Source organism: Paenibacillus chartarius, from assembly GCF_042432825.1.
GTDB classification, from domain to species: domain Bacteria; phylum Bacillota; class Bacilli; order Paenibacillales; family NBRC-103111; genus Gordoniibacillus; species Gordoniibacillus chartarius.
Genome location: NZ_JBHLWN010000068.1, coordinates 23,690 through 46,597, shown reverse-complemented (window position 1 = coordinate 46,597; position 22,908 = coordinate 23,690). Strand labels below are relative to the sequence as shown.

The 22,908-nt window shown below is 52.1% G+C and carries 20 protein-coding genes and 1 pseudogene; 3 read left to right on the top strand and 18 right to left on the bottom strand.

The features are described from left to right. Nucleotides 1–267: 267 nt before the first annotated feature. From ACFFK0_RS16740 to ACFFK0_RS16705, 8 genes are all read right to left on the bottom strand, one after another. On the bottom strand, nt 268–975 hold the full coding sequence (locus ACFFK0_RS16740) for a PIG-L deacetylase family protein (RefSeq protein ID WP_377471412.1): 708 nt from the start codon (nt 973–975) through the stop codon (nt 268–270). Nucleotides 976–1,067: 92 nt separating this feature from the next. After that, entirely contained in the window at nt 1,068–2,021 is a 954-nt protein-coding gene (locus tag ACFFK0_RS16735) for a GNAT family N-acetyltransferase (protein WP_377471411.1), read from the bottom strand. A gap of 15 nt (nt 2,022–2,036) precedes the next feature. Beyond that, the gene (locus ACFFK0_RS16730) at nt 2,037–2,525 is read right to left on the bottom strand and encodes a GNAT family N-acetyltransferase (RefSeq protein ID WP_377471410.1); all 489 of its coding nucleotides are present in this window, start codon (nt 2,523–2,525) and stop codon (nt 2,037–2,039) included. Between the two features lie 48 nt (nt 2,526–2,573). Beyond that, complete coding sequence (locus ACFFK0_RS16725) at nt 2,574–3,434, bottom strand: carbohydrate ABC transporter permease (protein ID WP_377471409.1); 861 nt, start codon at nt 3,432–3,434, stop codon at nt 2,574–2,576. Between the two features lie 17 nt (nt 3,435–3,451). After that, entirely contained in the window at nt 3,452–4,351 is a 900-nt protein-coding gene (locus ACFFK0_RS16720) for a carbohydrate ABC transporter permease (protein ID WP_377471408.1), read from the bottom strand. A 96-nt stretch (nt 4,352–4,447) separates the two neighbouring features. Next, nucleotides 4,448–5,902, bottom strand: a complete 1,455-nt coding sequence (locus tag ACFFK0_RS16715; RefSeq protein ID WP_377471407.1) for an ABC transporter substrate-binding protein — start codon at nt 5,900–5,902, stop codon at nt 4,448–4,450. A 47-nt stretch (nt 5,903–5,949) separates the two neighbouring features. Next, nucleotides 5,950–6,864, bottom strand: coding sequence for an N-acetylmuramic acid 6-phosphate etherase (gene murQ / locus ACFFK0_RS16710; RefSeq protein WP_377471406.1), 915 nt, complete (start codon nt 6,862–6,864; stop codon nt 5,950–5,952). 328 nt (nt 6,865–7,192) lie between these two features. Continuing rightward, nucleotides 7,193–7,555, bottom strand: coding sequence for a response regulator (locus ACFFK0_RS16705; protein ID WP_377471405.1), 363 nt, complete (start codon nt 7,553–7,555; stop codon nt 7,193–7,195). 250 nt (nt 7,556–7,805) lie between these two features. Between ACFFK0_RS16705 and ACFFK0_RS16700 the strand changes: the two genes are divergently transcribed. Both ACFFK0_RS16700 and ACFFK0_RS16695 read left to right on the top strand, forming a co-directional pair. Continuing rightward, nucleotides 7,806–9,572, top strand: coding sequence for a methyl-accepting chemotaxis protein (locus ACFFK0_RS16700; RefSeq protein WP_377471404.1), 1,767 nt, complete (start codon nt 7,806–7,808; stop codon nt 9,570–9,572). Nucleotides 9,573–9,744: 172 nt separating this feature from the next. Beyond that, complete coding sequence (locus ACFFK0_RS16695; protein ID WP_377471403.1) at nt 9,745–10,275, top strand: hypothetical protein; 531 nt, start codon at nt 9,745–9,747, stop codon at nt 10,273–10,275. A gap of 149 nt (nt 10,276–10,424) precedes the next feature. Here ACFFK0_RS16695 and ACFFK0_RS16690 read toward each other — a convergent pair whose 3' ends face one another. From ACFFK0_RS16690 to ACFFK0_RS16665, 6 genes are all read right to left on the bottom strand, one after another. Next, nucleotides 10,425–11,249 (bottom strand): carbohydrate ABC transporter permease, encoded by an 825-nt coding sequence (locus ACFFK0_RS16690; RefSeq protein WP_377471402.1) that lies wholly within the window; start codon nt 11,247–11,249, stop codon nt 10,425–10,427. A gap of 18 nt (nt 11,250–11,267) precedes the next feature. After that, on the bottom strand, nt 11,268–12,149 hold the full coding sequence (locus ACFFK0_RS16685; protein WP_377471401.1) for a carbohydrate ABC transporter permease: 882 nt from the start codon (nt 12,147–12,149) through the stop codon (nt 11,268–11,270). A gap of 73 nt (nt 12,150–12,222) precedes the next feature. Continuing rightward, a complete protein-coding gene (locus tag ACFFK0_RS16680; RefSeq protein WP_377471400.1) occupies nt 12,223–13,572 on the bottom strand; it encodes an ABC transporter substrate-binding protein in 1,350 nt (449 codons plus the stop codon). A gap of 162 nt (nt 13,573–13,734) precedes the next feature. Next, nucleotides 13,735–14,499, bottom strand: a complete 765-nt coding sequence (locus tag ACFFK0_RS16675; RefSeq protein WP_377471399.1) for a response regulator transcription factor — start codon at nt 14,497–14,499, stop codon at nt 13,735–13,737. Then, entirely contained in the window at nt 14,477–16,273 is a 1,797-nt protein-coding gene (locus ACFFK0_RS16670) for a cache domain-containing sensor histidine kinase (RefSeq protein ID WP_377471398.1), read from the bottom strand. Before ACFFK0_RS16670 ends, ACFFK0_RS16675 begins: the two co-directional genes overlap by 23 nt. Before the next feature lie 458 nt (nt 16,274–16,731). After that, nucleotides 16,732–19,179, bottom strand: coding sequence for an O-antigen ligase family protein (locus ACFFK0_RS16665; protein WP_377471397.1), 2,448 nt, complete (start codon nt 19,177–19,179; stop codon nt 16,732–16,734). A 278-nt stretch (nt 19,180–19,457) separates the two neighbouring features. Here ACFFK0_RS16665 and ACFFK0_RS16660 point away from each other — a divergent pair. Further along, nucleotides 19,458–20,214: pseudogene (locus ACFFK0_RS16660) on the top strand (transposase); the annotation flags it as partial. Nucleotides 20,215–20,287: 73 nt separating this feature from the next. Here the strand turns inward: ACFFK0_RS16660 and ACFFK0_RS16655 are convergent. From ACFFK0_RS16655 to ACFFK0_RS16640, 4 genes are all read right to left on the bottom strand, one after another. Further along, complete coding sequence (locus ACFFK0_RS16655) at nt 20,288–21,160, bottom strand: haloalkane dehalogenase (RefSeq protein ID WP_377471396.1); 873 nt, start codon at nt 21,158–21,160, stop codon at nt 20,288–20,290. Beyond that, nucleotides 21,153–21,485, bottom strand: coding sequence for a luciferase domain-containing protein (locus tag ACFFK0_RS16650; RefSeq protein ID WP_377471395.1), 333 nt, complete (start codon nt 21,483–21,485; stop codon nt 21,153–21,155). Before ACFFK0_RS16650 ends, ACFFK0_RS16655 begins: the two co-directional genes overlap by 8 nt. A 1-nt stretch (nt 21,486) precedes the next feature. Further along, the gene (locus ACFFK0_RS16645) at nt 21,487–21,948 is read right to left on the bottom strand and encodes a MarR family winged helix-turn-helix transcriptional regulator (RefSeq protein WP_377471394.1); all 462 of its coding nucleotides are present in this window, start codon (nt 21,946–21,948) and stop codon (nt 21,487–21,489) included. A gap of 305 nt (nt 21,949–22,253) precedes the next feature. Beyond that, nucleotides 22,254–22,880, bottom strand: coding sequence for an ExeA family protein (locus tag ACFFK0_RS16640; protein WP_377471477.1), 627 nt, complete (start codon nt 22,878–22,880; stop codon nt 22,254–22,256). Nucleotides 22,881–22,908 lie beyond the last annotated feature (28 nt).

The following is a 22,908-nucleotide window of genomic DNA, read 5'->3' as shown; positions in this document are numbered from 1 at the left end:
CAGCACAAACCGCTGTACCTGACGGATAACGGTTTTTCTAGCCAAAAGATTGAAGCCGCTTAAGGCATCTATTGTGCATACGCGTTTAACAGCTGCTCGACACTCGTTCCCCTACCTTTCCCAATATCCATCGACCGAGCCTTGAAAAGTTGCTTTATGCGGCTCTTCCAACATTTGAAGTCCAGTCCCCCTAAATCAACTTACTATAGTGCAACGACAGAGGCGCAGCTGCCGGCATCACGCCGCCGCAGCTGCGCCTTCGTTATTTTACCCGAGCCACTGCAGCCGCTGATTCAGCCCGCCCTTCGGCACCATAAACCCTTGCGCCCGCTTGAAGTAAACCGGAGCGCCGCGGACAACCGTAAGCGCCTTATAGTAGTCGATATACGGAAAGCCGTACGTTTCGCCGCGCGCGAAGGCATACTCGCCGATCGCTTTGATCCACGTTTCGAACGCATCCTCCGGGATGTCGACGAACACCTCCGGCACGAATTCGTCCATATCCTCCCAGTTTTCCGAAAAATACAGCTTCCTCGCATAATGGGCCGGGAGCTCGCGCTCAATTGTCTTCAGCGCCGCATAGAAATGCGCGTCCTCCACGATCCGGTGCGTATTGGCGTGATCCTTGTGCATGCTGTTCTTCCAGTGCGTAATGATGATATCCGGCTTCACTTCGCGGATGACGTCGGCGACCCGGTACTTAATCTCGTCATGGACCGGAAGTTCCGCATCCTTGTAATCGAAGAACCGCACGTCGGCGCCGAGAATGTCGGCCGCCCGGTATGCTTCCTCGATTTTCTGCTTCTTGTATTCGTCCGGCGTGAGGCGCGGATGCCCTTTCTCCCCCGGCGTCAGATGCAGGAACGTCGCTTTATGGCCTTCCATCGTATATTTCGCGATGACGGCTCCCGCCGTCAGCTCCTGGTCGCCGGCGTGGGCGGAAATCGCTAAAATGTGCTTTTGGTCCGTTGTCATCGATGTTCTGCCTCTCCTTCAACCCGCTTATTTATTCGGCATCCGTCCGAATCGAAGCTGCAATCCTCTTGTGCACGGCGGCGTAAACGGCATCATAGAGCCTTGACCATCACATCGAAGCGGCGCGTAATCTCGAAGCCGAGCTTCACGTACAGCTGGCCGGCCGCCGTCTTCTCCCCCGTCCATAAGAACCAGGCGCCGTGCAGCCCTTGGGCTCGCATGAGCTGCAGACAGTCGTACAGCAAAATTTTGCCGATGCCCTTACCCCGCTCTCTCGGATCGACGCCGAACGGCCCGAACCGCTCGCGAACGCCTTCGTAGCCGCCGTGTAAGCAGAAACCGACCAGCTCGCCGTGATGACGGGCCACGATAATTTGCTGAAGCGTCAGCTGCTGCTGCAGCCCTTCGCGGATCGCCCGGCCCCAGTCCGGGTTAAACGATTCCGTTGCGAACCGGATCAGCTCGTACAAGTCGCTGTCCGCTGCCATGCGGAACGTATAGCCCTCGCGCTCCCGCTCCCGCTTGAGCTGCTGCACGTCGTCCGGCACCTCAAACTCCACCAGGGAGTAGTCCATAGCAACGGCTGTATACAGCTTGTTGAACCCCGACCGCTGCAAAAACTCCGCTCCCGATGAATACGCTTTCATGTCGATGCCCGGTACGATATAGTTCGGCGCGTAGCCGGAGAACAGCAGTTTGTCTCGACCGGCTTCACGCAGGAACGCCTGTGCGTCCTCCAGCAGCCGCGCGGCTACACCGAGTCGCCGGTAGCCGGCGTCGACGAAGAAGAACGGAATCCAGCCTCGGTCCGCTTCCAACTCGACGCCGTGCATCGGCAGCAGGCGGCGAACGGCATAAAGGCAGCCGATCACAGCTCCGTCCGCTTCGGCAACGCGCATCCCCTGCGGATCGAAATTCGGATCCAGCAGCACCAGCTTACGGAACCTCAGCGCCGTCACGGGATCGCGCACGAGACAGCGGTTCCATAAGGAGACAATTCCTGCTTCATCGCCTGGCTTGTAACAGCGAAACGTGATAGCGTTCATGTCCGTCACCTTCACTCACCTCAGCATGCCGCGATAGATGCCCGGCGACGAATCCGGGATCGCCACGGCTCCAACGCATCGCTCATAGAATTCCGTCGGCCCCGCGCCGCCGATAACGGCATAGCCATAGCCGTCGGAACGCATCGCATCCAGGCATGCGAGCAGCAGCGCCTTGCCGACACCTTGCCCGCGAAACGCCGGATCGACGCCCGTCGGCCCGAAGAAGCCTTTCGCCGTCGCATCGTAGCAGCCGAAGCCGATCATGCGCGTCGGACCGTCCTCTTCCGTCACTGTCGCCACGAACATCGTAACCGGAAGCCGGGACAGGGCCGCTTCGCATTCGCTGCGCCAGTGCGGATTAAAGTTCGCTTCCACCCATGCGGCGATCACGTGCCTTTCCGGCGGAAGCGCCCTGCGCACCGTAATCGGCGTCCCTTCATAAGGCTTCGCATAAAACGCGGCTTCCTCCGGCAATTCGTACAGCCTGACAAGCATATCCGGCATCGTTCATTCTCTCCTTCACGGCTAGAGGATATTTCACTTAAGCCCAAATCAGCCCTTCACCGCTCCGACGGTGACGCCTTCCAGGAAGTATTTCTGCAGGCTGAAGAACAGGATAAACATCGGCAGCGCCGAAATCGCCGCACCGGCCATCATTGGCGCGATAAACGTCGTGTTGGCGAAGCGGAAATTTTTCAGTCCGACCTGAATCGTCTGCATTTCCATCGTATTCGTAACAAGCAGCGGCCAGAAGAACGTATTCCAGCTGTCCATGAACGTCAGAATCGCCATAACGGCCAGCACCGTCTTCGACAGCGGCAGGATGATTTTCAAATAAATTTGCGGCTGGGAGCAGCCTTCGATCTTCGCGCATTCGAGCACTTCGTTCGGTATGGAGCTCATGAACTGCTTGGCGAGAAAAATATTGTACACCGTTACAATGCTCGGCATAATCAGCGCGCTGTACGTATTTTGCAGCTCGAACACGTTCACGATCAAGATGTAAAGCGGCACCTGCGTCACCTGGTACGGAATCATCATCGATACGAGCAGGATCGCGAACAGCACACCTCTTCCCCGGAAGCGAAGCTTGGAGAACGCGTACCCGGCCATCGAGGCAAACACAACGTTCGATACCGTTACAGCCGAAGCGACGATCAGCGAGTTCAATATCCACCGGTACGAATATTCGCTGTAGTCGAAGAAGAATTTGTACGATTCAAGCGTAAACTTGGTCGGCCAAATCGAGTAGCTGACGGCGCCGGCCTCGACCGGATCGCCGAACGAGGAGACGAACATGAAATAGATCGGGAAGATCGTCGCCAGCGCAAAGAGCAGAAGGACGATAAAAATGACCGCATTACGGATCGTCTTGATCTTCGGATTTCCTGTGTGATTGCTGTATAACGCCATTTGTTATCCCCCTTCCCTCAGTACTCGACGTCCTTACCCGCATATTTGAACTGGATCAGCGAAATGACGGCGACGATCAGCGCCAATAACAGCGACTGCGCCGCAGCTTTACCGAATTCGAAATACGTGAACGCGTTGTTGAAAATAAGCAGTCCGACCATCGTCGTCGCGTTGTCCGGGCCGCCGCCCGTCATCAGATAGGCGTTCTGGAACACCTGAAACGAGCCGATGACGCCAGTCACCAGCAGGAACAGCGTAGCCGGCTTTAAGCAAGGAACGACGATATGCCACAGCTTCTGCAGGAAGCTCGCCCCGTCGATTTCGGCGGCTTCATAGTAGGTCGAGTCGATACCGAGCAGTCCCGCCAAATAAATGATGATCGCGGTGCCGTGACTGGAAAGCCAGGACATAAGCACAAGCGAGAACATCGCGGTTGCGCTGGCGCCGAGCCAGTTTTGGTTGGAAACACCGAAAAGGTTCACGATCCGGTTCAGAATGCCGCCCTCCATTGGATCGAAAATCCACAGCCAAACAACCGACAAAGCGACTCCGGAGGCGACGACCGGCAAGTAATAGACGGCTTTGAAAAACGACTGCGTCTTCTTCTGCAGCGGCAAAATCAGAATCGCGATAACGAGCGACAGCAGCAGGTTCACGGGTACGGTCAATACCGTGTACACCACGGTATTGCGCAGCGCCTTCCAGAACAACGCGTCCTTCAGCGTGTTGACGTAATTATCCGCGCCGATATACGTCGAGCCGAGCGGTTTGTATTCTTGTAGACTGATGATAAAGGCGCTGACGACCGGGTAGGCGGTAAACATCGCGAACGCGACCAGAGCCACGGCGATAAACGCGTATCCCCACGTGCTCTCCCCCCGGATTTTCCTTCGTTTCATCGGCTTTGCGATATTCATCGTGTCAACCCCGTTTCGCAAACATCGGTTTCAAATAGCTTCGGATAGCCGCGCACCGCTCGCAGGCCACGACTATCCGAAGACGGTTCGTTCAGCTTAGTCTTTCACAATTCCGTTCTCGCCGAACGCTTGAATCGCAGCGGCCTTCACGGCGTCGTACATCGCTTGCGGCGTAATTTCGCCGGCGATCAGCGCCTGGAATTTCGGTACGATGACTTCGGTTTCCAGCTTGATCGCTTTCGCGCCCAAGTCTGTCGGGATGTCAGGGCGGGCCGGCGTCGCGTTCTTTAGCATGCTGTCTACGGCCGCGATGTTTTCCGGCATTCTGTCGATCTTCATGCTCTCGGCTGCCTTGCGGCCGCTTTGCGTAATGTGAGCCGCGAACAGATCGTTGTTCGTCGTTGCGGCGACTTGACCGCTGGCGAGGAAGTAAGCCGCCTTAACAACGTTTGCTTTATGCTCCGGCGTCGGCTCTTTCTTGCCGCGGAACGTCAGGTATCCGTCGACGACCGCGTAGGACGACGGCTTCGCCCCTTGGAACGTCGGAGCCGGCAGGACGATGTAATCGACCGGAATGGAGCCTTTCACGGCGCTGCCGTCATTCGCCTGGAGCTTCTTGTTATTCGTCTTCGCGGAGTTCTCGAATACGGCAAGGCCTTTGCCGGTGATCATCGTTTGGCCGGTCAGGAACATGTTCCAGCGCTTGCCCGCGTCAACGGAGCTGAGTTCCTTCGGCATCGAGCCGTCGTCGATCAGCTGGCGCAGATCCTTCAGCAGACCGAGGTAATTCTTGCTCGTGTACGCGTATTTCAAGTCTTTATCGAACGCATGCGGCATGCCGGCATTCTTCGCCATAATCGCCAAGTAGTCCTTCGCCGCCACACCCTTCGTTGCGAAGACGAAGCCGTAGCGGGTTTGGCCGTTCTCCTGCACGACGCCCTTCTTCACCGCTTCGCGGAACTCGTCATACGTCCAGCCGTTTTGCTGCACCTTCTTCCAGTCGATGCCCGCCTTCTCCATGAACGCCTTGTTGCCGCCCAATGCGTGCACTTCCATATAGGCCGGGAAGCCGAACAAGCCCTTCGCGTTCTTCATATAATCGAGCGGCGCTTTATCGAAGTCGGACACCATCTCCGGCGTCACCGCATCCGTAATGTCCATCAGCATGCCTTGCTGCACGTATTTGGAGATCGCGTCGGAGGAGACGAACGCAATGTCCGGCGGGCTGCCGGCATTCACCTGCGTGTCGAGCTTCTGCGTCATGTCCTCCCAGGAGGCCGGCTCGATTCTCAAAGTAAGATTCGGGTACTTCGCCGTGAAATCCTTCTGGATTTGATCGAAGGTCTTCTGGAAGTTCGGAGAAACCGGCGGGAGCAGCGCCGTAATCGTATCTTTCGCTTCGGACGCGGCCGGGCTTGCGGAGCCGCCATTCGGAGCCGATGCAGCGTCTTTGCCGCCGGCGGAGCCGGAGTTGCCGCTGCAAGCGGTCAGCATGGACATCGCCATCGTAACGGCCAATACGGATGTGATTACGTTTATCTTTCTTTTCATGCAAGAACGACCTCCCATTATCGTTGAGATGTATTGCCTTGTATGGCTCAAACAACCTGACTAAAGCTGCGTATTGCCGTCTTCAGCCTGCCGTCGCACTCGGCAAGCGCCCTTTCCGCTGCGGCGGCGTCCAAACCGGTCTTGATCATCAAAATCGCCAGCTTGCAGCTCATGGAAGCGCTCTCTAAAAACTTGAGAGCTGTCGCTTCATCGACTCCTGTAGCGGATTTAATAATTCGTACCGAACGGTCCCGCAGTTTGATATTGCTGGCCTTCAAATCGACCATTAAATTGTTGTACGTCTTGCCCAGCTTCACCATCGTGCACGTGCTCAGCATGTTAAGCACCAGCTTCTGTGCCGTTCCCGCCTTCAAGCGGGTGGAGCCCATAATCACTTCCGGTCCGACGACGGGCGCTATGCAGATATCGCATTCCGGCGCCAGCTTGGAATTCGCGTTGTTCACGACGCCGATCGTCACGGCTCCAAGCTCTCTCGCCCTCCGCAGTGCCGCGATGACGAACTGCGCGCTTCCGCTCGCGGTAATCCCGATGACGACATCTTTCTCCGTCACGCCGCATCGGTCGATCAGCGACATCCCCTCCTCCGCGTCATCCTCACACCCTTCGACAGCCAGTCTCAGCGCTACATCGCCGCCGGCAATATGTCCCTGAACCAGCGTCGGGTCGGTCCCGAAGGTCGGCGGACATTCCGATGCGTCGAGCACACCGATCCGGCCGGAAGATCCGGCGCCGACATAAAACATTTTGCCGCCGTTCTTCAGGGCGTGATAGAGCACATCAACCGCTTTCACAATTTGCGGAATTTCAGCGGCCACGGCGAGCGGTACTAAAGCGTCCTGCTCATTCATCATGCGCACCATCTGCTCCGTACTGCACTCGTCCATATCCAGCGTTCTCTCGTTTATTTTCTCTGTAGTCAACCCCGACAAATATTCATCCATGGCCATCCTCCTATCCCGGTTACTTCTTGTTGCTGATTCAATCATAACGATAAATTTCATTATTGTCAATAGTTTTTGAAATATTATTTCACGGCGTTAATAGGACGGGTTTGTCTCGCTTCTCCGCTACTTAAATAACCAATTAACAACAACGTTAACAAAGCCAACAAAAATAGCGCCGGAACCGCTATACGGCAGTTCGCAGCGCAGCTTGCAAGGTTATTTTCGCTACGGCTTGGACCTCAGATTCACACCCTTCATTCAAATTCGCCGCACCGTTCGTGAAACATACATTCAGTCATAGGATCGGACATCCGGCCCCCTCCGTTTACTGTCTGTTCAATGCGTTCATAACGGCGTTTAGGACCCGGTCCCGCTGGAAAGGCTTGACGATAAAATCGATCGCTCCGTTCTTGACCGCTTGGGCGACCATGCCCTGCTGTCCCATCGCGGAGCACATGATGATTCTGGCGCTGGAATCGATTTCTTTGAGCCGTTTGACGGTCTCGATCCCGTCCATGACAGGCATGGTGATATCCAAGGTAACCAGATCGGGCTTCGTCGACAAATATTTCGTGCAAGCCTCCTGGCCGTTGGCGGCCTCCTCCACTTCATGACCGGCCTCGGTTAAAATCAAACGGAGCATCGACCTCATGAAAGCGGCATCATCTACGACAAGTATTTTGGCCATATGCCTTCCCCATTTCTTCGTAAGTCGTGATCTTTAGCATCGTTCGGACCTGCAACAATTCGGCACGTCGGAAACGGTTTCGTGCAATGCTTGAGATTCGACATCGGTTATAGAAAACCTCTCAATAACAACCCGTGCCCCCTGAAATATCCCGGCTTCAAAAACACCTTATGTGAAGGATTCGGTCTGATTATGTCGAAATATGTCATGACGTTATTTTATCTGCTTACTAGATTTGGGGGAACTGAACGTGAACAAGCTGATCAGATATTTTAATATGCGCCTAGCAGCAAGGCTGGTATTGGCAGTCGCGCTTATCATCGTTCTGCTGTTCGGCGTCAGTGCGGCTATGCAGATGCGTAATGCGAAGTCCGCCAGCGAAAGTGCCATTGCCAGCTATGGAATGAATTTGGCTCATAGCTATGCGAGCCAAATGGATGTGAAGCCTTATGAGGAATTTTTGAAGGATCCCCAGGAGAATGAGCGCTACTGGGCGATTCGGGAGGAGCTTGACCAGTACCGCAGGCAAATCGGAGCGCTGTATGTGTATTTAGTCAAAATCAACGAAAATCGGGAGCCCCTCATCATGATCGACGGTCAGCCGAAGGATGACGAATCGGCGTCTCCAATTAATGAAATAACGGATATACCGCAGAATGCCATCGATTCTTTGTTGAAGGGAGAAGCGGCCCGCTCCTCACTCATTGAGAATCCTCAATACGGTACCTATATCTCCGCCTACTCTCCAGTACGAGATGATCAAGGCAACATGATCGGTGTGCTCGGTATCGATACCGCGGCAGAAGAAGTCGACCGGCTCTCGATGGATATCCTCCGTGATAACGCCTTGTTTTTCATCATCTCGGCGGTCTTGACGGTTGCGGCGCTGCTGTTGATCGGCTGGTTCATTGCCCGCGCGCTGCGCCCGCTCCGCTATCTCGTGAGTGCAACGGAGAGCATAGCCAAAGGAGATCTTGCCCTCGCAACCGCGACATTGGCAACACAAGCCGTAAGCTCCGTGGATGAGATCGGGGCCGCTTATCGAAGCACTAAGCAAATGTCGGACCAATTGAACGCACTTTTTGCGGCAATTACAACGAATGTACAGGGTACAGCCGATCAACTTGCGGCTTCCATGGAGTTATTTACCCAAGAATCGCAGGAGTTGGTTCACTTCAACCAAATTGTAAGCGCTGCGGTGCGGAAGGTGGACGAAGGCGCTCAAGCCCAGCGATATAGCGCGGAAGAATGCGCACGTTCCATGGATGAGATTACCGGATCCATCGGCCGCGTTTCGGAGGCCGCATTGAACGTATCGGATGCCTCCCATAAGGCGCTCGACTCGGCGGAGTCCGGCAAAGGCACCGTTCACCGAATGAAGGATCAGGTCGGCGCCATTGCCCAAGCGGCAAGCCGAACGCAGCAGCTTGTTGAAGATTTGAGAGGGCATTCCCATCAAATCGGGGAAGTTCTGCGAGTGATCGTAGATATTGCGGATCAGACGAAACTGCTCGCCCTTAATGCTTCCATCGAGGCGGCCCGCGCCGGGGAGCACGGAAGCGGGTTTGCCGTCGTTGCCGGCGAGGTGCGCAAGCTAGCGGAAATTTCGGCTTCTTCCTCCTCCCAAATCGCTTCCCTACTGACCAATATTCAGCAAGTATCCGAACAGATCGGCAGAACGATGGCTGCCGGTTCTGCCGAGATCCAAGAGGGAATCCAGCTCTCGGCAGAGGCGGACGAAGCGTTCAGCCATGTCGTCACCTCGTTCCGGTTCGTGACTACGCAGATCGAAGACATATCCGCTTCGGCCGAGCAAATATCAGCGGGCTCGCAGGAAGTCGCCGCTTCCGTTGCGGAGATCTCCGATATTTCCAATGGAGCGTCCGCAGAAATTCGCGAGATCCACCGACTAACCTCTCAACAACTGCAGGCGGCCCGTCACATAGCGGATTTCGCCCGGCAATTAAATGGCATGTCGAGCGAAATGAAAGCGGCGGTCGGGAAAATCAACGTTTGAACGCATCCGAAAAGCGGCAGTCTAGAGCTAGCAATAGTCACAGATTGCAGCTTTTACGATGTATAGGCATTACGTTACGATAAAATTTTCAACTTGTAATGCGCATTACATCTTTTCCGAATGCAAAATGCTACAATTGGTAGCAGATAAAAAGAAGGAGAGGATCAGTATCATGTGCAAAACCGTATTGCGGGGTCTATTCATTGGGGGAATGCTTCTGGCGGGCGCCGCCCTGGCCGCCGGTTGCGGGGTGAGCGAGAAGGCCGTCCAAACTGCTGTCGAGAAAACGACCGGTGTCAAAGTTGACGAGAAGGATAATTCGATAACAGTCACCGGCAAGGACGGCGAGAAAGTCGAAATTTCCACCGATTCGGGTAAAGTGCCGGAAGGTTTTCCTTTTACCATCCTTCCCGGCGGAAAGGTGGAAAGCTCCCTGGCTTCAACCGAAAACGGAGCCAAAAGCTACGTTGTATCCGTCTCATCCCGGAAACCGATCAAGGAAGTAGCGGCCTACTATGCAGAAGCCCTCAAGTCTAAAGGGATCGAGGCCGAGCGAACGGAGCTTACCGGCGATGCAGGAGTCGACACCGTTATTTTAGCCGGAAAATCCGATAAAATGGACGCGACTGTGCAAATTTACAACGGCGATAGTATTGGCACTGAGGGGTACGTTGCCAACATTATGGTAAAGGTGGCGGAGTAGAGCAAGCTGAGAACTATGCGACTGCTTGCAAGCGATCCCTTGGAATTGGGAAAATAATCGAAAATCATGCCGGGCAGGGCTCACCCTTGCCCGGCTATTTGCGCTTTCGGAGGATCGTCTCCCGTCCGAAAGTCTGGTTGCAGGCGTCATTAACCTTTGACCGCCGTATTCGAGAGACCTTGAATAATGTATTGCTGACCGAGCAGGAACACGATGATCATCGGAACGACACCGGCCGTAGCCGCCGCCATCATGCCGTTGTAATCTATCGTATTTTCCAGAATGAAGTTTTGCAGCCCAAGCGGTACGGTATACAGCTCCGGACTGGTCAGAAACACCAGGGAGTTCTCGTAATCGTTCCAGCTCCACGAGAAGTCAATGATCGCGAACGTAGCGAGCGCGGGCTTGGCAAGCGGCAGCACGAGCCGGGTAAAAATCGTGAAATGGCCTGCGCCGTCGATGAACGCCGATTCCGATATTTCCTTTGGGATGCCGAGCATAAACTGCCGAAGCATAAACACGCCGAAGATGGAGAACAGTCCCGGGAGAATGAGCGCCCAATGCGTATTGTAGATCCCGAGCCAGTCAAACATAATGAATTTCGGAACGAACAAAATTTGCGGCGGAATCATCATCATCGACAAATAAAACAGAAACAGCGTCTCTCTGCCTTTAAATTCGATACGTGAAAATCCGTATGCCGCCAGCGCCGAAAGAAACGTAGCGCCTGCCATGCAAATCAGCGATATTTTGATCGAATTGAGATAATAGCTGCCGAAGCTCTGCGGCCCGGTCCATACGTTGATATGATGCTTCCATTCGAATTGGGTAGGCCACCAGCCGGCGAACACATCGAGCGGCGTCTTGACCGAGGTGAGCGCCATCCAAATAAACGGAAGGATCATTAAGATGCCGAAGGCGAGCATCACGGCCGTCATGAGTGTTTTGGAAATTACAGCATTGCGCGTTGCCATATCGCTCCTCCTCCCGTCCTAGTAATGGACCCACCGTTTTTGGCCGACCCATTGGGTGATCGTAAACAGCAAAATGATGGCGAACAGCACCCACGAAATGGCCGAGGCATAGCTCATCTCGTAATAACGGAAAGCCGTCTTGTACACAAACAGAGAAATAACCATCGTACTGTTGCCCGGTCCGCCCTGCGTAACAGCCTGAATCAAGCCGAACGATTTGATCGTAGCGATGATGCCGGTAATGAGCAGTAGGAACGTCGTCGGGCTGACGAGCGGCCAGATAATATGCCGCAGCGAGGTCCACGATTTGGCGCCGTCGATTTTGGCCGCTTCCAGCAGCTCAGGGGAAATTTCCTGCATCGCAGCCAAATAGATGATCATGTTATAGCCCAGCAAGAGCCAAATTTGGATGATGTCAATCGCATAAAGCGCCGTTTCCGTCTCGGCGAACCAGCCGGGAGGATTGGCGATGCCGATCCCTCTCAGGAAGGCGTTGATCGGCCCCTGCGAAGGCTGAAACAGCAGCATCCAGACGAAGGCGACGGCAACCCCGCTCGTAATGTACGGCATGAAATAAACGGTGCGAAGCAAATTTTTCAAATAGACGCTGCGGTTCAACACGACGGCAACGAAGAAGGCGAGCCCGATCGAGACGGGGACTGAAGCCAAGTACACCAGCGTATTTTGGATGGAAACATAAAACGATTCGTCTTGAAACAGTCTGATGATATTGTCCAAACCGACAAAGCGGAAATCCGGATTGGCGAACTGATAATTCGTAAACATGAGTCCGAACGAGAACACTGCAGGGATTACAAAAAAGAGAAGAATGCCGAGTAAATTCGGAAGTATGAATAAGTATCCGGTCAACTGCTGTCTCTGTAGCCAGCTTCGATTCATCGCCGTTATGCCCCTCTCCGCTGAGAAACCGAGAAGGAAGGTCCCGAAGAACGCTTCCTTCCCGTTCCTTTCTTTATTTTTTGCTCTGCTTGATAAAATCGTTATGGCGCTTTTCCATATTTTTGAGCGTTGCTGCGATATCTTGCTTGTTCAGGAAATATTTCTCGAACTCTTCCTTACGGGCGTCGAGCACCTGCTGATCGATGTCCAATTGGTATGTCGGGAAATTGCCGAAGACGACTTTCTTGAGCGATTCCTGGTCGTACATGTTCTCTACGCCTTGCAGCATCAGCTTAATTGCTTCGTCGCTGTTTACTTCTTTCGAGGATGGAATGCGTCCGCCGCTCGCCATCGGCAGCATGCCTCCGTCCGCATACCACTTCAGGAATTTCCATGCCGCCTCTTTGTTGGCCGATTTGGCGTTAATGGAGATGACGTCGCCCAGGCCGCCCGGATATTTAAAGTCCTTCTGATCCTTGGATATTTTCGGCCAAGTCGCAAAGGCGATCTTAAAGCTGCGCGGGAAATCCTTCGTGTTGTTGGCGTTCCGGAACACGAATTCGCCCGCGCCCAGCATCGCCGCTTCGCCCTTCAGGAACATCGTATCCACCGACATCTTGCTCGTAAACTGCTCGCCGTAGGTCGGCGTCGTTTTGTCCTTATGCATCATCGTGTGCCAAATTTCAAACCCTTGCTGCCAAAGCGGGTTGTTGAAATTGGAAGTACCGTCGCTCTTCACGGCGCCGAGCGAAGCGATCGTTCCGTCGAACTGTGTCGTATTCGCCGCTTCGTGGATCACGGTTCCCCACACTTTGTCTTTCTTCAGCTTGGCCGAGTACACCTGAAGTTCTTCCCATGACCAGTCCAGCGGAGGAAGGGGCAGCCCCGCCGCGTCCAGCATATCTTTGTTCAGCCAGACGAAGCTCATGTTTTTCTTGGTCGGCATGCCGTAATATTTGTCGTTCACAAGCCACTGCTTCGCATCCGGGCCCATCTTCTCGTCGATGTTATAATCCTTGAACGTGCCGAGATCGACAGCGAGTCCCGCGTCCGCTCTCTTCTTTAACCGCGACAGCTGGTAGTTGACGTAAAGGTCGGCATCCTGTCCCGCCATCAATGCGGTATCCAGCTTCAGATTGCCGTTGTCGTCGTTGACGAATCGCACGTATTCCACCTGAATATCGGGATTTTTCGCATTCCATGCATCGACGACCGCCTGTGGTCCCGCTTCCGCCGGAACGCCGCCCCAAAACTTCAGCTTGACGGCTTTCTGAGACGCCGGGTTCGTTCCCGCATTGCCTGCCGGGGCATTCCCCGCCGTCCCGCTTCCGGTATTCGTGCCGCCTCCGCCCCCGCATCCGGCAAGAACCGTTGCTGTGAGTAAAACGCTTGCCGCAATCGACCATCCCTTTGACATCTTCATAGGGTTGAACCTCCTTCGTCTCTGTAAGCGCTGTATCCTTGACACTTCAAACTATAGCACGGGTCAAATCGGTTCTGTAGGAACGCATTTTGGGAAACGATAGAACGATTTTTGGAACAAAAAAAGCCTATCCGCCGCGATAGACTTCTTTTGCCGGTCCCGTCACTTCTCTTTTCTGCGAAAATCGCTTGGTGTAGCCCCGGTCCATTTCTTGAAAATCTTAATGAAATAGTTATCGTTGACGAACCCGACCTGCTCCCCGATTTCGCTGACCGTCCGGTCCGTTTCCAGCAATAGCAGCTTAGCGGCCTCTACTCTTACTTTTTGCATATAATGGGTAACCGTATCCCCTGTTTTCTTGCGGAACAGATCGCTCAAGTAACTCGAATCGATATTCACCTGCTCCGCGAGGGAGGATAGGGACAAGTTGTCGCGGTAATGGTTTTGGATCAAGGCAATGACCTGATTTACCGTCGGATGATCGGTCGGCTGCAAGGAAGGCTCCGTTACATCGGACAAATACCGTTCGATCTTGCGCAGCTTCCCTCTCTGCCTAAGCTCCTGACCGACCTTGGACAAGGTGCGTTCCAGAGAGACGGCGTCCATCGACAGCTTCAGGAGGTAGCCGGACGCGCCGTATTCCACGGCCTGCCGGGCATATTCGAAATCGCTCATGCAGGTCAGCATCACGAACCGGCAGTCAAACCCTTCCTCTCTTGCCGTCTGCAGCAGCTCCACACCGTCCATCACCGGCATGACAATATCGGAAATCACGAGATCCGGCTCGTGCTCCCGAATGAAGGCGATCGCTTCCTCTCCGTGATTGGCCTCGCCGACGACGCGGAAATCGGCCGTCACTTTCTGAAAGACCGCCCGAACGTATTCTCTCGCCTGCGGCTCGTCTTCAACGAGCAATACGGTCCACACCGGCCTCGCCTCCTTCCGAATATGGCGTCGATAACAGCAGCGGGAAGCGGAGCAGTACCATGGCTCCTTGCGGCAGCGGCATCAGCTTCAGCTCGTTCTGCGCAGGAAACAGCAGCTCCAGCCGTTCGCGCAGGTTTTGCAGCCCGATGCCTTTGCGCCTCCGCGGCGTCTTGTACTCGAGCGCCTTCTCGATGCCAACGCCGTTATCGCGGACTTCGATCACGAGCTGCTTCGCCTCCTCCTGTACCCGAATGGCGATCACACCCTTTTGCCGTGTCGGTCCGAAGCCATGGTAGATCGAATTCTCCATCAGTGGCTGCAGACTGAATTTCGGAACGAGCGCATACTTCAGCCTGTCTTCGAACTCAAACTCCACTTCAAACTGGTGGTCGTACCGGGAATTTTGAATGTGCATGTACGCTTGAGCGAGCTGAATTTCATCCTTTAGGAAAATCATATCGACATCAAGGTTCAGGCTCTGTTCGAGCATACGTCCGAGCGCCAGGCATATTTCGTGAATTTCCTCGTCGCCGTTGCGCATGGAAATGCTCTTGATCGTATTCAGCGTGTTCAGCAGGAAGTGCGGATTCATTTGGGAAATCAATACCTGGAAGCGGACGGCCTGCTTGTGGCGTTCCTCCATCTTCAGCCTCTGAATCAAATCCTTCATGTCCCGCATCATCCGGTTGAAGCTCTTGGTGAGCGACAAGATTTCACCCTGTCCCTTCTCCGCGAGCTCGACCTTCAAGCTGCTTTCGGCAGCGGCCACCATCTTCCTCTCCAGCAGCTTGATCGGTCTCGTAATGGTGGACGCAATGAGAAAAGTCATCGCGATGAACAGCGACGTGAACAGAAGGATCGACCCGTAATAGCGCTGCTTCAATTGCTCAGACTCCAGAAACAGCACATCCAGCGGCACCTTCTTGGCGACATACCAGCGAAGCGAAGGCAAGTAGCTGAACGTGTACATCGCGTTGCCGGATTGATCGGTGATCGAGCCGGCTTCGCCGCCTGCGGCCGTCATTTGCCCGGCGAGCTCGGGCCCGATCGGATCCGCCCCCTCCGACCGCAGCACTTCATGTCCGTCATAATTCAAGATGTAAAACGATTGCCCCGGCATCGCCGTTCCGATCGCGCGTTTGAACCATTCCTTGTAATCGATGCTGATCCGCACAACGCCGAAAGGCACCAGGCGCTCGTTCTTCAGCTCCGCGTATAGCGACACGAGATAAGGGCTCGTGGATAGCCCGCGGGACACGTAGTTCGGCTCCGAGCTGTTCCATATATATTTCGCGGATGAATCTCCGCTTACCGAACGATACCATGGCTCGTTGCTGATTTCATGGTAATTCAGCATTTTTTCCGGAAGATAGGATGAATACACGTTCCCATGGTAGTCCAGCATCGTATAGAATACCTGGGACGCAGACAGAAAAAAACTGTTCGTAATGGCGAAGAACTTGTTCTCCACCGTCACCTTCCGAGTCCAGGCGTCATAACGCTCCGGATGTTCCATGATCGGAACGATCGCGGCGTCCTGCTCCAGCAAAATAGCCGACTTCGCCACCTCGCCCATGAAATCCTCCAGCGAGCGCTTGATGCTCTCCAGCCGCTCCAAATCCTGCTGGCTGTATTTGCGCTGGAGCAGCTTCTCAGTCTCGTTGAAGTTATAGTAGGACAACATCGAGAACGGCAGCAAAATGAGCAGCAGAAAGGAAATGAACAGTCGGTTTTTCAGTTGAGCCGGCGTAATCGCTTTCAACAAGACCTTCATCGCGGTCGTCTCCTTGGCTGAAATACGGTTGATTGCTTTTATCATACTGCAAACTCGGCGGAAGGTCTTTATTTTTCTGGGCTTAAAATTTGGTAAGGGAAAGGCTAAATCGTTTCTGGCTCCATCGCTTCCGCAAATGGAACAAAGAAAATATGGGCTTATCATTTATTTCGGGAGTTTTGGCCTTTCAGTTTGATAGTCTTCCTGCAAACGTTCGTTATCTCCTATTTGGGTTATCACTGCTCCTCATGCTAATCAACATAATCGCATTACTGCTTCATTCGAGCCGGAACGAACGCAAATAGACCGCCCTCCTCGCAAAGGGATGCGGTCTATTCATAGATCATTCACCTGATGCCGACCGCCTTTGAAGCGGCCTGTTGTCAGAGGAGTCGTGTTCGCAGCACGACTCCTTTCATGCGACCGGAGGAAAATGACGCGGCGAGCATGCAACGAAGCTACATGCCCTCCAGCAAGCCGTTCAGCTTCGTCCCCGCTTCCGCATCAATCGCTATCAGCTTATCGTATAAAGCCGCATCGTCCTGACCTTGCCTCCGTTTGGATGCCAAGTATAACAAAGCCAGCTGCTTCTGGTTGCCATCTTGGCTCAAGTCTGCGGTTAATCCCTTTTGCAGCGTTTCCTCAGCCAAACGGTATTCACCGCGTTTATACAAAATTCCGCCAATATTCACATAAATATCGCTGGATACAGCGAACGGAGGAACGGCAATCGACTTCGGTACGGTCTCCAAATGCTTCTGATTCGCCAGGATCTGGTCGTATACGGATAGTGCATCGTCCCCATATTTTTGACTATCCGCAGCTTTGCCTTCCGCCTGGGCTTTCTCTCCCAATGACACGTTCAGGGATATCATCCTTGCATACCATGTCATATTCCATGGATTGTTGACCATCGCCCGGCTTGCCGCTTCCAACGCTTGCTGTTCATCTTGATTGCCAACCGCTAATAAATATTCGTACTCAGCCGCTTCCTTGTCGAAGGGCTCTTTGCGTTTGAGGGCTTGAACCGCATCTACCGCTTGCTGGATGTACCGCTTATCCTTTAATTGATTAAAAGCGGTCAGAAGCAAATTGATCTTGATCAATCTATACTCAGCAATATTCGGATTTGCACTTATGGCCGAGTCCAAGGCAGGTATGACCTCAGACAGATTAACATTACCTTGCTTCAGCTGTTCCTGGACCTGTCGAATGTTCATATTCCCTTGCAGCAGAATGGCAGACTGAATAAATAGCATCAATGAAATGACGATCAGGATCGACGGATACGCCCATTTGACGATTTGAAACGGTTTGCTTGAAGCTCCCGATGGAATCGGCTTCACCGTTATGCCGGAAAGCATCCCTCCCAGGCAAAGAAACACGAGACACGACAAATACATATAACTCATATCGAAATCCATCCAGCTATGGACAAGAATGGCGCTTCCGACGATAAAGTAAACCATGCTTCGGCCGGATTGTTCGGTATTCCAATTCCTCATGGCGTTCCGAACGAACGCGACGTAGATTCCCAGAATCAATATGAAAATAAGCAGCGCCCCGACAATCCCGACATCCGTGAGCGTTTGAATAATGTAATTATGAGCCTGTCTGCTGGAGTAGCCGTAGTCCTGGAACTTCTGATACAGCGAAGCCCATGCTCCCCCGCCCGCACCGAGCAGCGGATATTCCTGCAATATTTTCAGCGCATCCTTATAAAACACAAATCTCTCTTGAACACTGTGCTGCTGCAGGTTAATCGATGCGATACGCTGCGAAATGCTTGGAGGCAATAAGCGGCCGACGATGCCGCTGTTGCTGACAAGTAAAAATCCTCCAGCCCCCGCAAGCATAATGAGAATCGGAAAGTACAGGTTGCCGTATTTCAGCTTTTTCTTCTCGATGAAAGCGGTGATCAGCGGACTGACCCATCTGCCGAACATGACAATGCAAAGTGCCGAAACTACCGATGCGACACATAGAATGCCCCACGCGCGCAACGAAATGTCCAGGCTGAAGGAATCTTGCAGCTGTATGCCGTACGACGTACTGAAGGAAGAAATGAGTATCGATCCCGCTGCCGCTGCAAGCAGGTTAAACAGCATCGTCATTTGTTTGGCCAGCGGGATTAACGGCAGAATGAGTATGAAAATAACGGGAAGTAGGATCAGGCCCCCGCGGGATAACGTCAAGATCAACGACAAGATGGCAGGCACCAAAAACAATGCATGAATCGCGACGAACGGCCATTTGCGATACCGGGCGCTCAAATACGCTGAGCCCAAAATAATGGCGATCAGCATTCCGGCATAAGAATTGGCATAAGTAAACACAGACGTTAGCCGCAGACCGTTGCTATCCTCGATAATCACACCCGGACTATCTATATTTCCATACCAAACCAACAAACCAAACATAACGATCACATAGCCTGCAGCCATAATGGCTTGCTGGATTACAGCCGATGCTCGCTCATGCTCTGAAAGCAGCATGCCGAGCATGAAAAACGCCGCGATCATGAATTGAACATATATCGATTGCGAAGCCATTTGCGCAGATGCCGGGGCGTGAAGGAAGGAGATGAAGTACACGAGAGGAATGAATCCGATAGAAATCAGGGCAAAATCCCTATAATCCCGTATGGACCATTTGGAAAACAAATAGATGCCTATTAACCCAAGGACGACAAAAGTAATCATCAAAGCTATATACATAGGAAGATCGTAATCCAGCTTCCGGAACGGGGCAAATTCAACTCTTGCCGAGAAGAATAACCCCTGATAAAACGGCGCCACCGCCAAAAAACAAATGGTGAAGCCTAGAAAGATCCACCGCAAGAAAGCGCCTTTACCTTCCTCCACATTCATCTTAGCCCTCAGTTCTTTGTAAGTCGAAGTCTGCACTGCAGTGAAACCGCCTTCCTGTTACGTAATATTTTCCATACATTTCTTTGAATATATTACCATAAAATACTGATATATTTATAATAATTAATTTTTATAATTGCGATCATATACTCCCAGTTATCTTGGAAACAAAAAACCCGAGGAAGATATCCTCGGATTCATCGCATCGTACATCAATGCATGTCTATTCTTTGAATTGACAGAAAAAACACCTTTCTTTTGGTAAAATGGAAATTGACTAGATCCCCATTCCAAACAGAAAGGTGCGTATCTTCATGGTACACCAGAACGCTCCGTCTGAAAAGAGTTTACATCGAATTACATCGTTGGTTGTTACTTTGAAAATCGGCCATTTGCTACGCCAGGCAGGCATCCGCAAGTCATTCGGTATGCCGGCGCTGGAAGTGTTTCAGCTTCTGTTCACTCTCGTCTTCCAGCAGCGTAATAGGTATCGCTTGTTAGAGAGTGAGCGCGCCTCGGCTCCTGGCAAGGATGTCATTTATCGATTTCTTAATCATTCCGGTTTTCGTGGCGTAAATTCCTTCATAGCTTAGTCTCTTGGTGGTCCGGCGCTTCGAATCGCTCATCTCCAGTTCTCGTACTCGCGTGTTTATCATAGACGATTCTGTTTTGAAGCGAAATCGAAGCAAGAAAGCAGAACTGTTAGCTCGCGTTCATGACCATACAACAGGGCGTTTCGTCCGCGGTTACAATATGCTTACACTGGGTTGGTCGGATGGATTCAGCTTTTCACCGATCGATTTTGTCATGCTCAGTTCCGCTAAGATCACGAACCGTTTTTGTGAAATAAAAGATAACTTGTCGAAGCGGACTCAAGGATATAAGCGGCGCTTGGAAGAGGTACTCGGCTCATTACTTGTTCAAACTGCTTGCGGTCTACCGATTCGGCTCGTATTTGTGCAAAACCGTAACTATCGTAGGGAATGGCTTGTGATCTTGAGCACCGATACCGAGCTGAGCGACACAGAAATCGTGAGGATTTACGGAATGCGGTGGAGCATAGAAACCTTCTGCTAATTGAAATTCTAATGAGATAGCTTCGAGGAGCAGCATTTATTGGCCCTACAATTCCTTAAACGTAACGTTAAGCCAAATTTTTCAGCCATTCGGCAAGGGCTTTCCCAACCTCATCAGGCGCATCTTCCATTGGATAATGAATTCCCGGCACTGTGACTTCTGTCTGTTCAGGCCAACTGCGACAAAAATCCAATTGAGATTGTGTAGTTCTTCCTTGTTCTGTATGGAGGAATAGTTTTGGAACGGGACTTTGGGCTAACCATTTACCATTATCTGTCATAATTTCAGCAACTGCTGAATCGCTATCAAAAGGAAGTTGTCGTGCCCAAGATAACATCGGACGACGACTTTCACCTGGTTCGATAAAGGGGCGGTGATACTGCTCCACCTCTTCCTCCGTCAACTCACGCAAAATATTAACAGGAAGATTGACATTGAGAAAAGAGTTTTGTTCCAGTATCATCTTTTCTCCTTCTGAAGATTGCAATGCCTGAAAGATTTTTCGCCCTTGTTCCGACATCTCGCTCCAGCTACCCGGGAACAGTGCTTCCGTATAAACAATGCCATCTACAGCGTCAGGATGTCGCCGTGCCCAATCAAAGCCCAAAACCGAACCCCAATCTTGTACTACGAAAATGATATTTTTGTGGATTCCAAGTTTGTCGAGAAGCTCATCGAGATATTTCCGATGTTCAAAAAAGCTGTAGGAGTCAGGACCGCTGTCCGGAAGCTTTGCGGAATCCCCCATTCCAATGAGATCAGGCGCAATGCAGCGGCCAAACTTCTGGGCATAAGGAATAATGTTGCGCCAGAGATAGGAGGATGTCGGATTGCCGTGTAGGAAGACGATCGGATCACCGCTTCCTTCATCCACATATGCCATCTCTAATCCGAATACTTGAATTCGCTTTTTCTCATAGGGGAATGCAGCGTTAATCATTTTTCATCTCACCCTTCAATTTTATTTGATCATATTTAGAGCGCGCGATTTCAATGGCACAAGCAATATCTTGCTCGGTATTCAAATAAACGGATACCCAGCCAGAATCGGGATACATATGATGCGGACTTGCCTTCCCTTCTTCAATCCACCTATCGCGTTCGGATTTTGACAAAAGCAGGTCGAACAAGCGATTGCCGTGAAGATGCCCAATTTCCGTTCCGTTTAGCTGAAATTCCACTCCTCCGAACCGATGAGGATGCTTTGTAACGCCAGCCCAAGTCAACAGCTCTTTCGTCAAGTTTGTTTTCGCGTACCTGCTCATCTTACGTCTCCTCCCGCTCGGTCAGGTTGCGAAGCACGATTTTCAGCAAGCTTACTAACAAGTCATACTCTTCATCGGCAATGCCTTTCCGCGTTTTGTTCTTAACGCGGTCCAGCGCTTCCTGCACCTTAGGTACCACCTCACGTCCCGAGTCCGTCAAATAGAGCAGATGATAGCGGTTATCTGCGGGATCGACTTCCCTCCGTACGTAACCTTCTGCTTCCAGCTTGGTAATCGCTTTGGCGGTTGTCGTTTTGTCAATGAGCAGTTTCTCACTTAGCTCCTTCTGAGTGATTGGTTGCCGAAACGCAATCGCCATCAGAAAAATATACTGTCCGCTTCCGATTCTATATGGTGCCAACTCGGCTGAGATCAACACTTGCATATGTCGGTAGATGGCCGAGATGTATTGACCATGCGATTCCGCTGCGCCCTTGTCATTCTGCCTCCAACGATCGCTCATATTATCCCTCCTTTAATAGCATGTTATTGCAACTAAATTCATGATGCACCGAATAGGATGTTATTGCAACTAAATTCATGATACACTGAATAGGATGTTATTGCAACTATTTTGTTTTGTAAGGCCTACCTAGATAGCCGAAAAATATGTTATCGCTTTATCAAATCAATATACCGTATACGTGATTCGTTGCTTTGAATACCTACCTTTTGGGTACAAATAACGTACTGGTTTCGACACAATAATCTCCCTGTTTAGCTTAATCCCTCAGGTCAGTCTACAACTTTATTTTCTGCGGACAAGAATCACGATAATTCTCCCTGGATGACTCGCTTGACCATATGATCGTCGACGATGCGACGTTTATTCTGCGAACCGTAGATGAGAGCGTGAGTACATACTTTGTCGATCATTCTGGCGGCGCCACTTGAGAAGCGAAAGACGTCATCGATCGCTCCTTCAGTGAAAATGTCATGATCTGCGCCAGCGAACGTCATGTGACGCCTGATATAATCGCCCGTCTGAGCCTGATCGTAATGCGGAAGCTTACATTGCAGGTCGATCCTCTGACGGATAGCCGCATAAGCCTGCAGGTTCAGGCGATCCCAGAGCTCGCTTTGACCAACCAAAATAAGCGCCATGGGACTCTGCGCATCCATCTTGAAGTTGAGCTGGAAGCGCACTTCTTCCAGCATTTCGCGATCCAAAAGATGTGCTTCATCTACGACGACAACAGGCAAGAGCCGGTGAATGCCGCGCATAAGCTCGATGTCGCGATGCAGCTGACGCTTGGCATCGCCACGGTAGAATTTCGATACGCATCCAAGCTGCTCGAGTAACCCTTTATAAAAATGCCGCGGAGTCAGTTTTGAATCTGACAAGTAGAGCACTTTATACTTGGCCGGATCGAGCACTTCGGTGAACTTGCGAATCGTTGTCGTTGGAATATCGGTGGTTCAG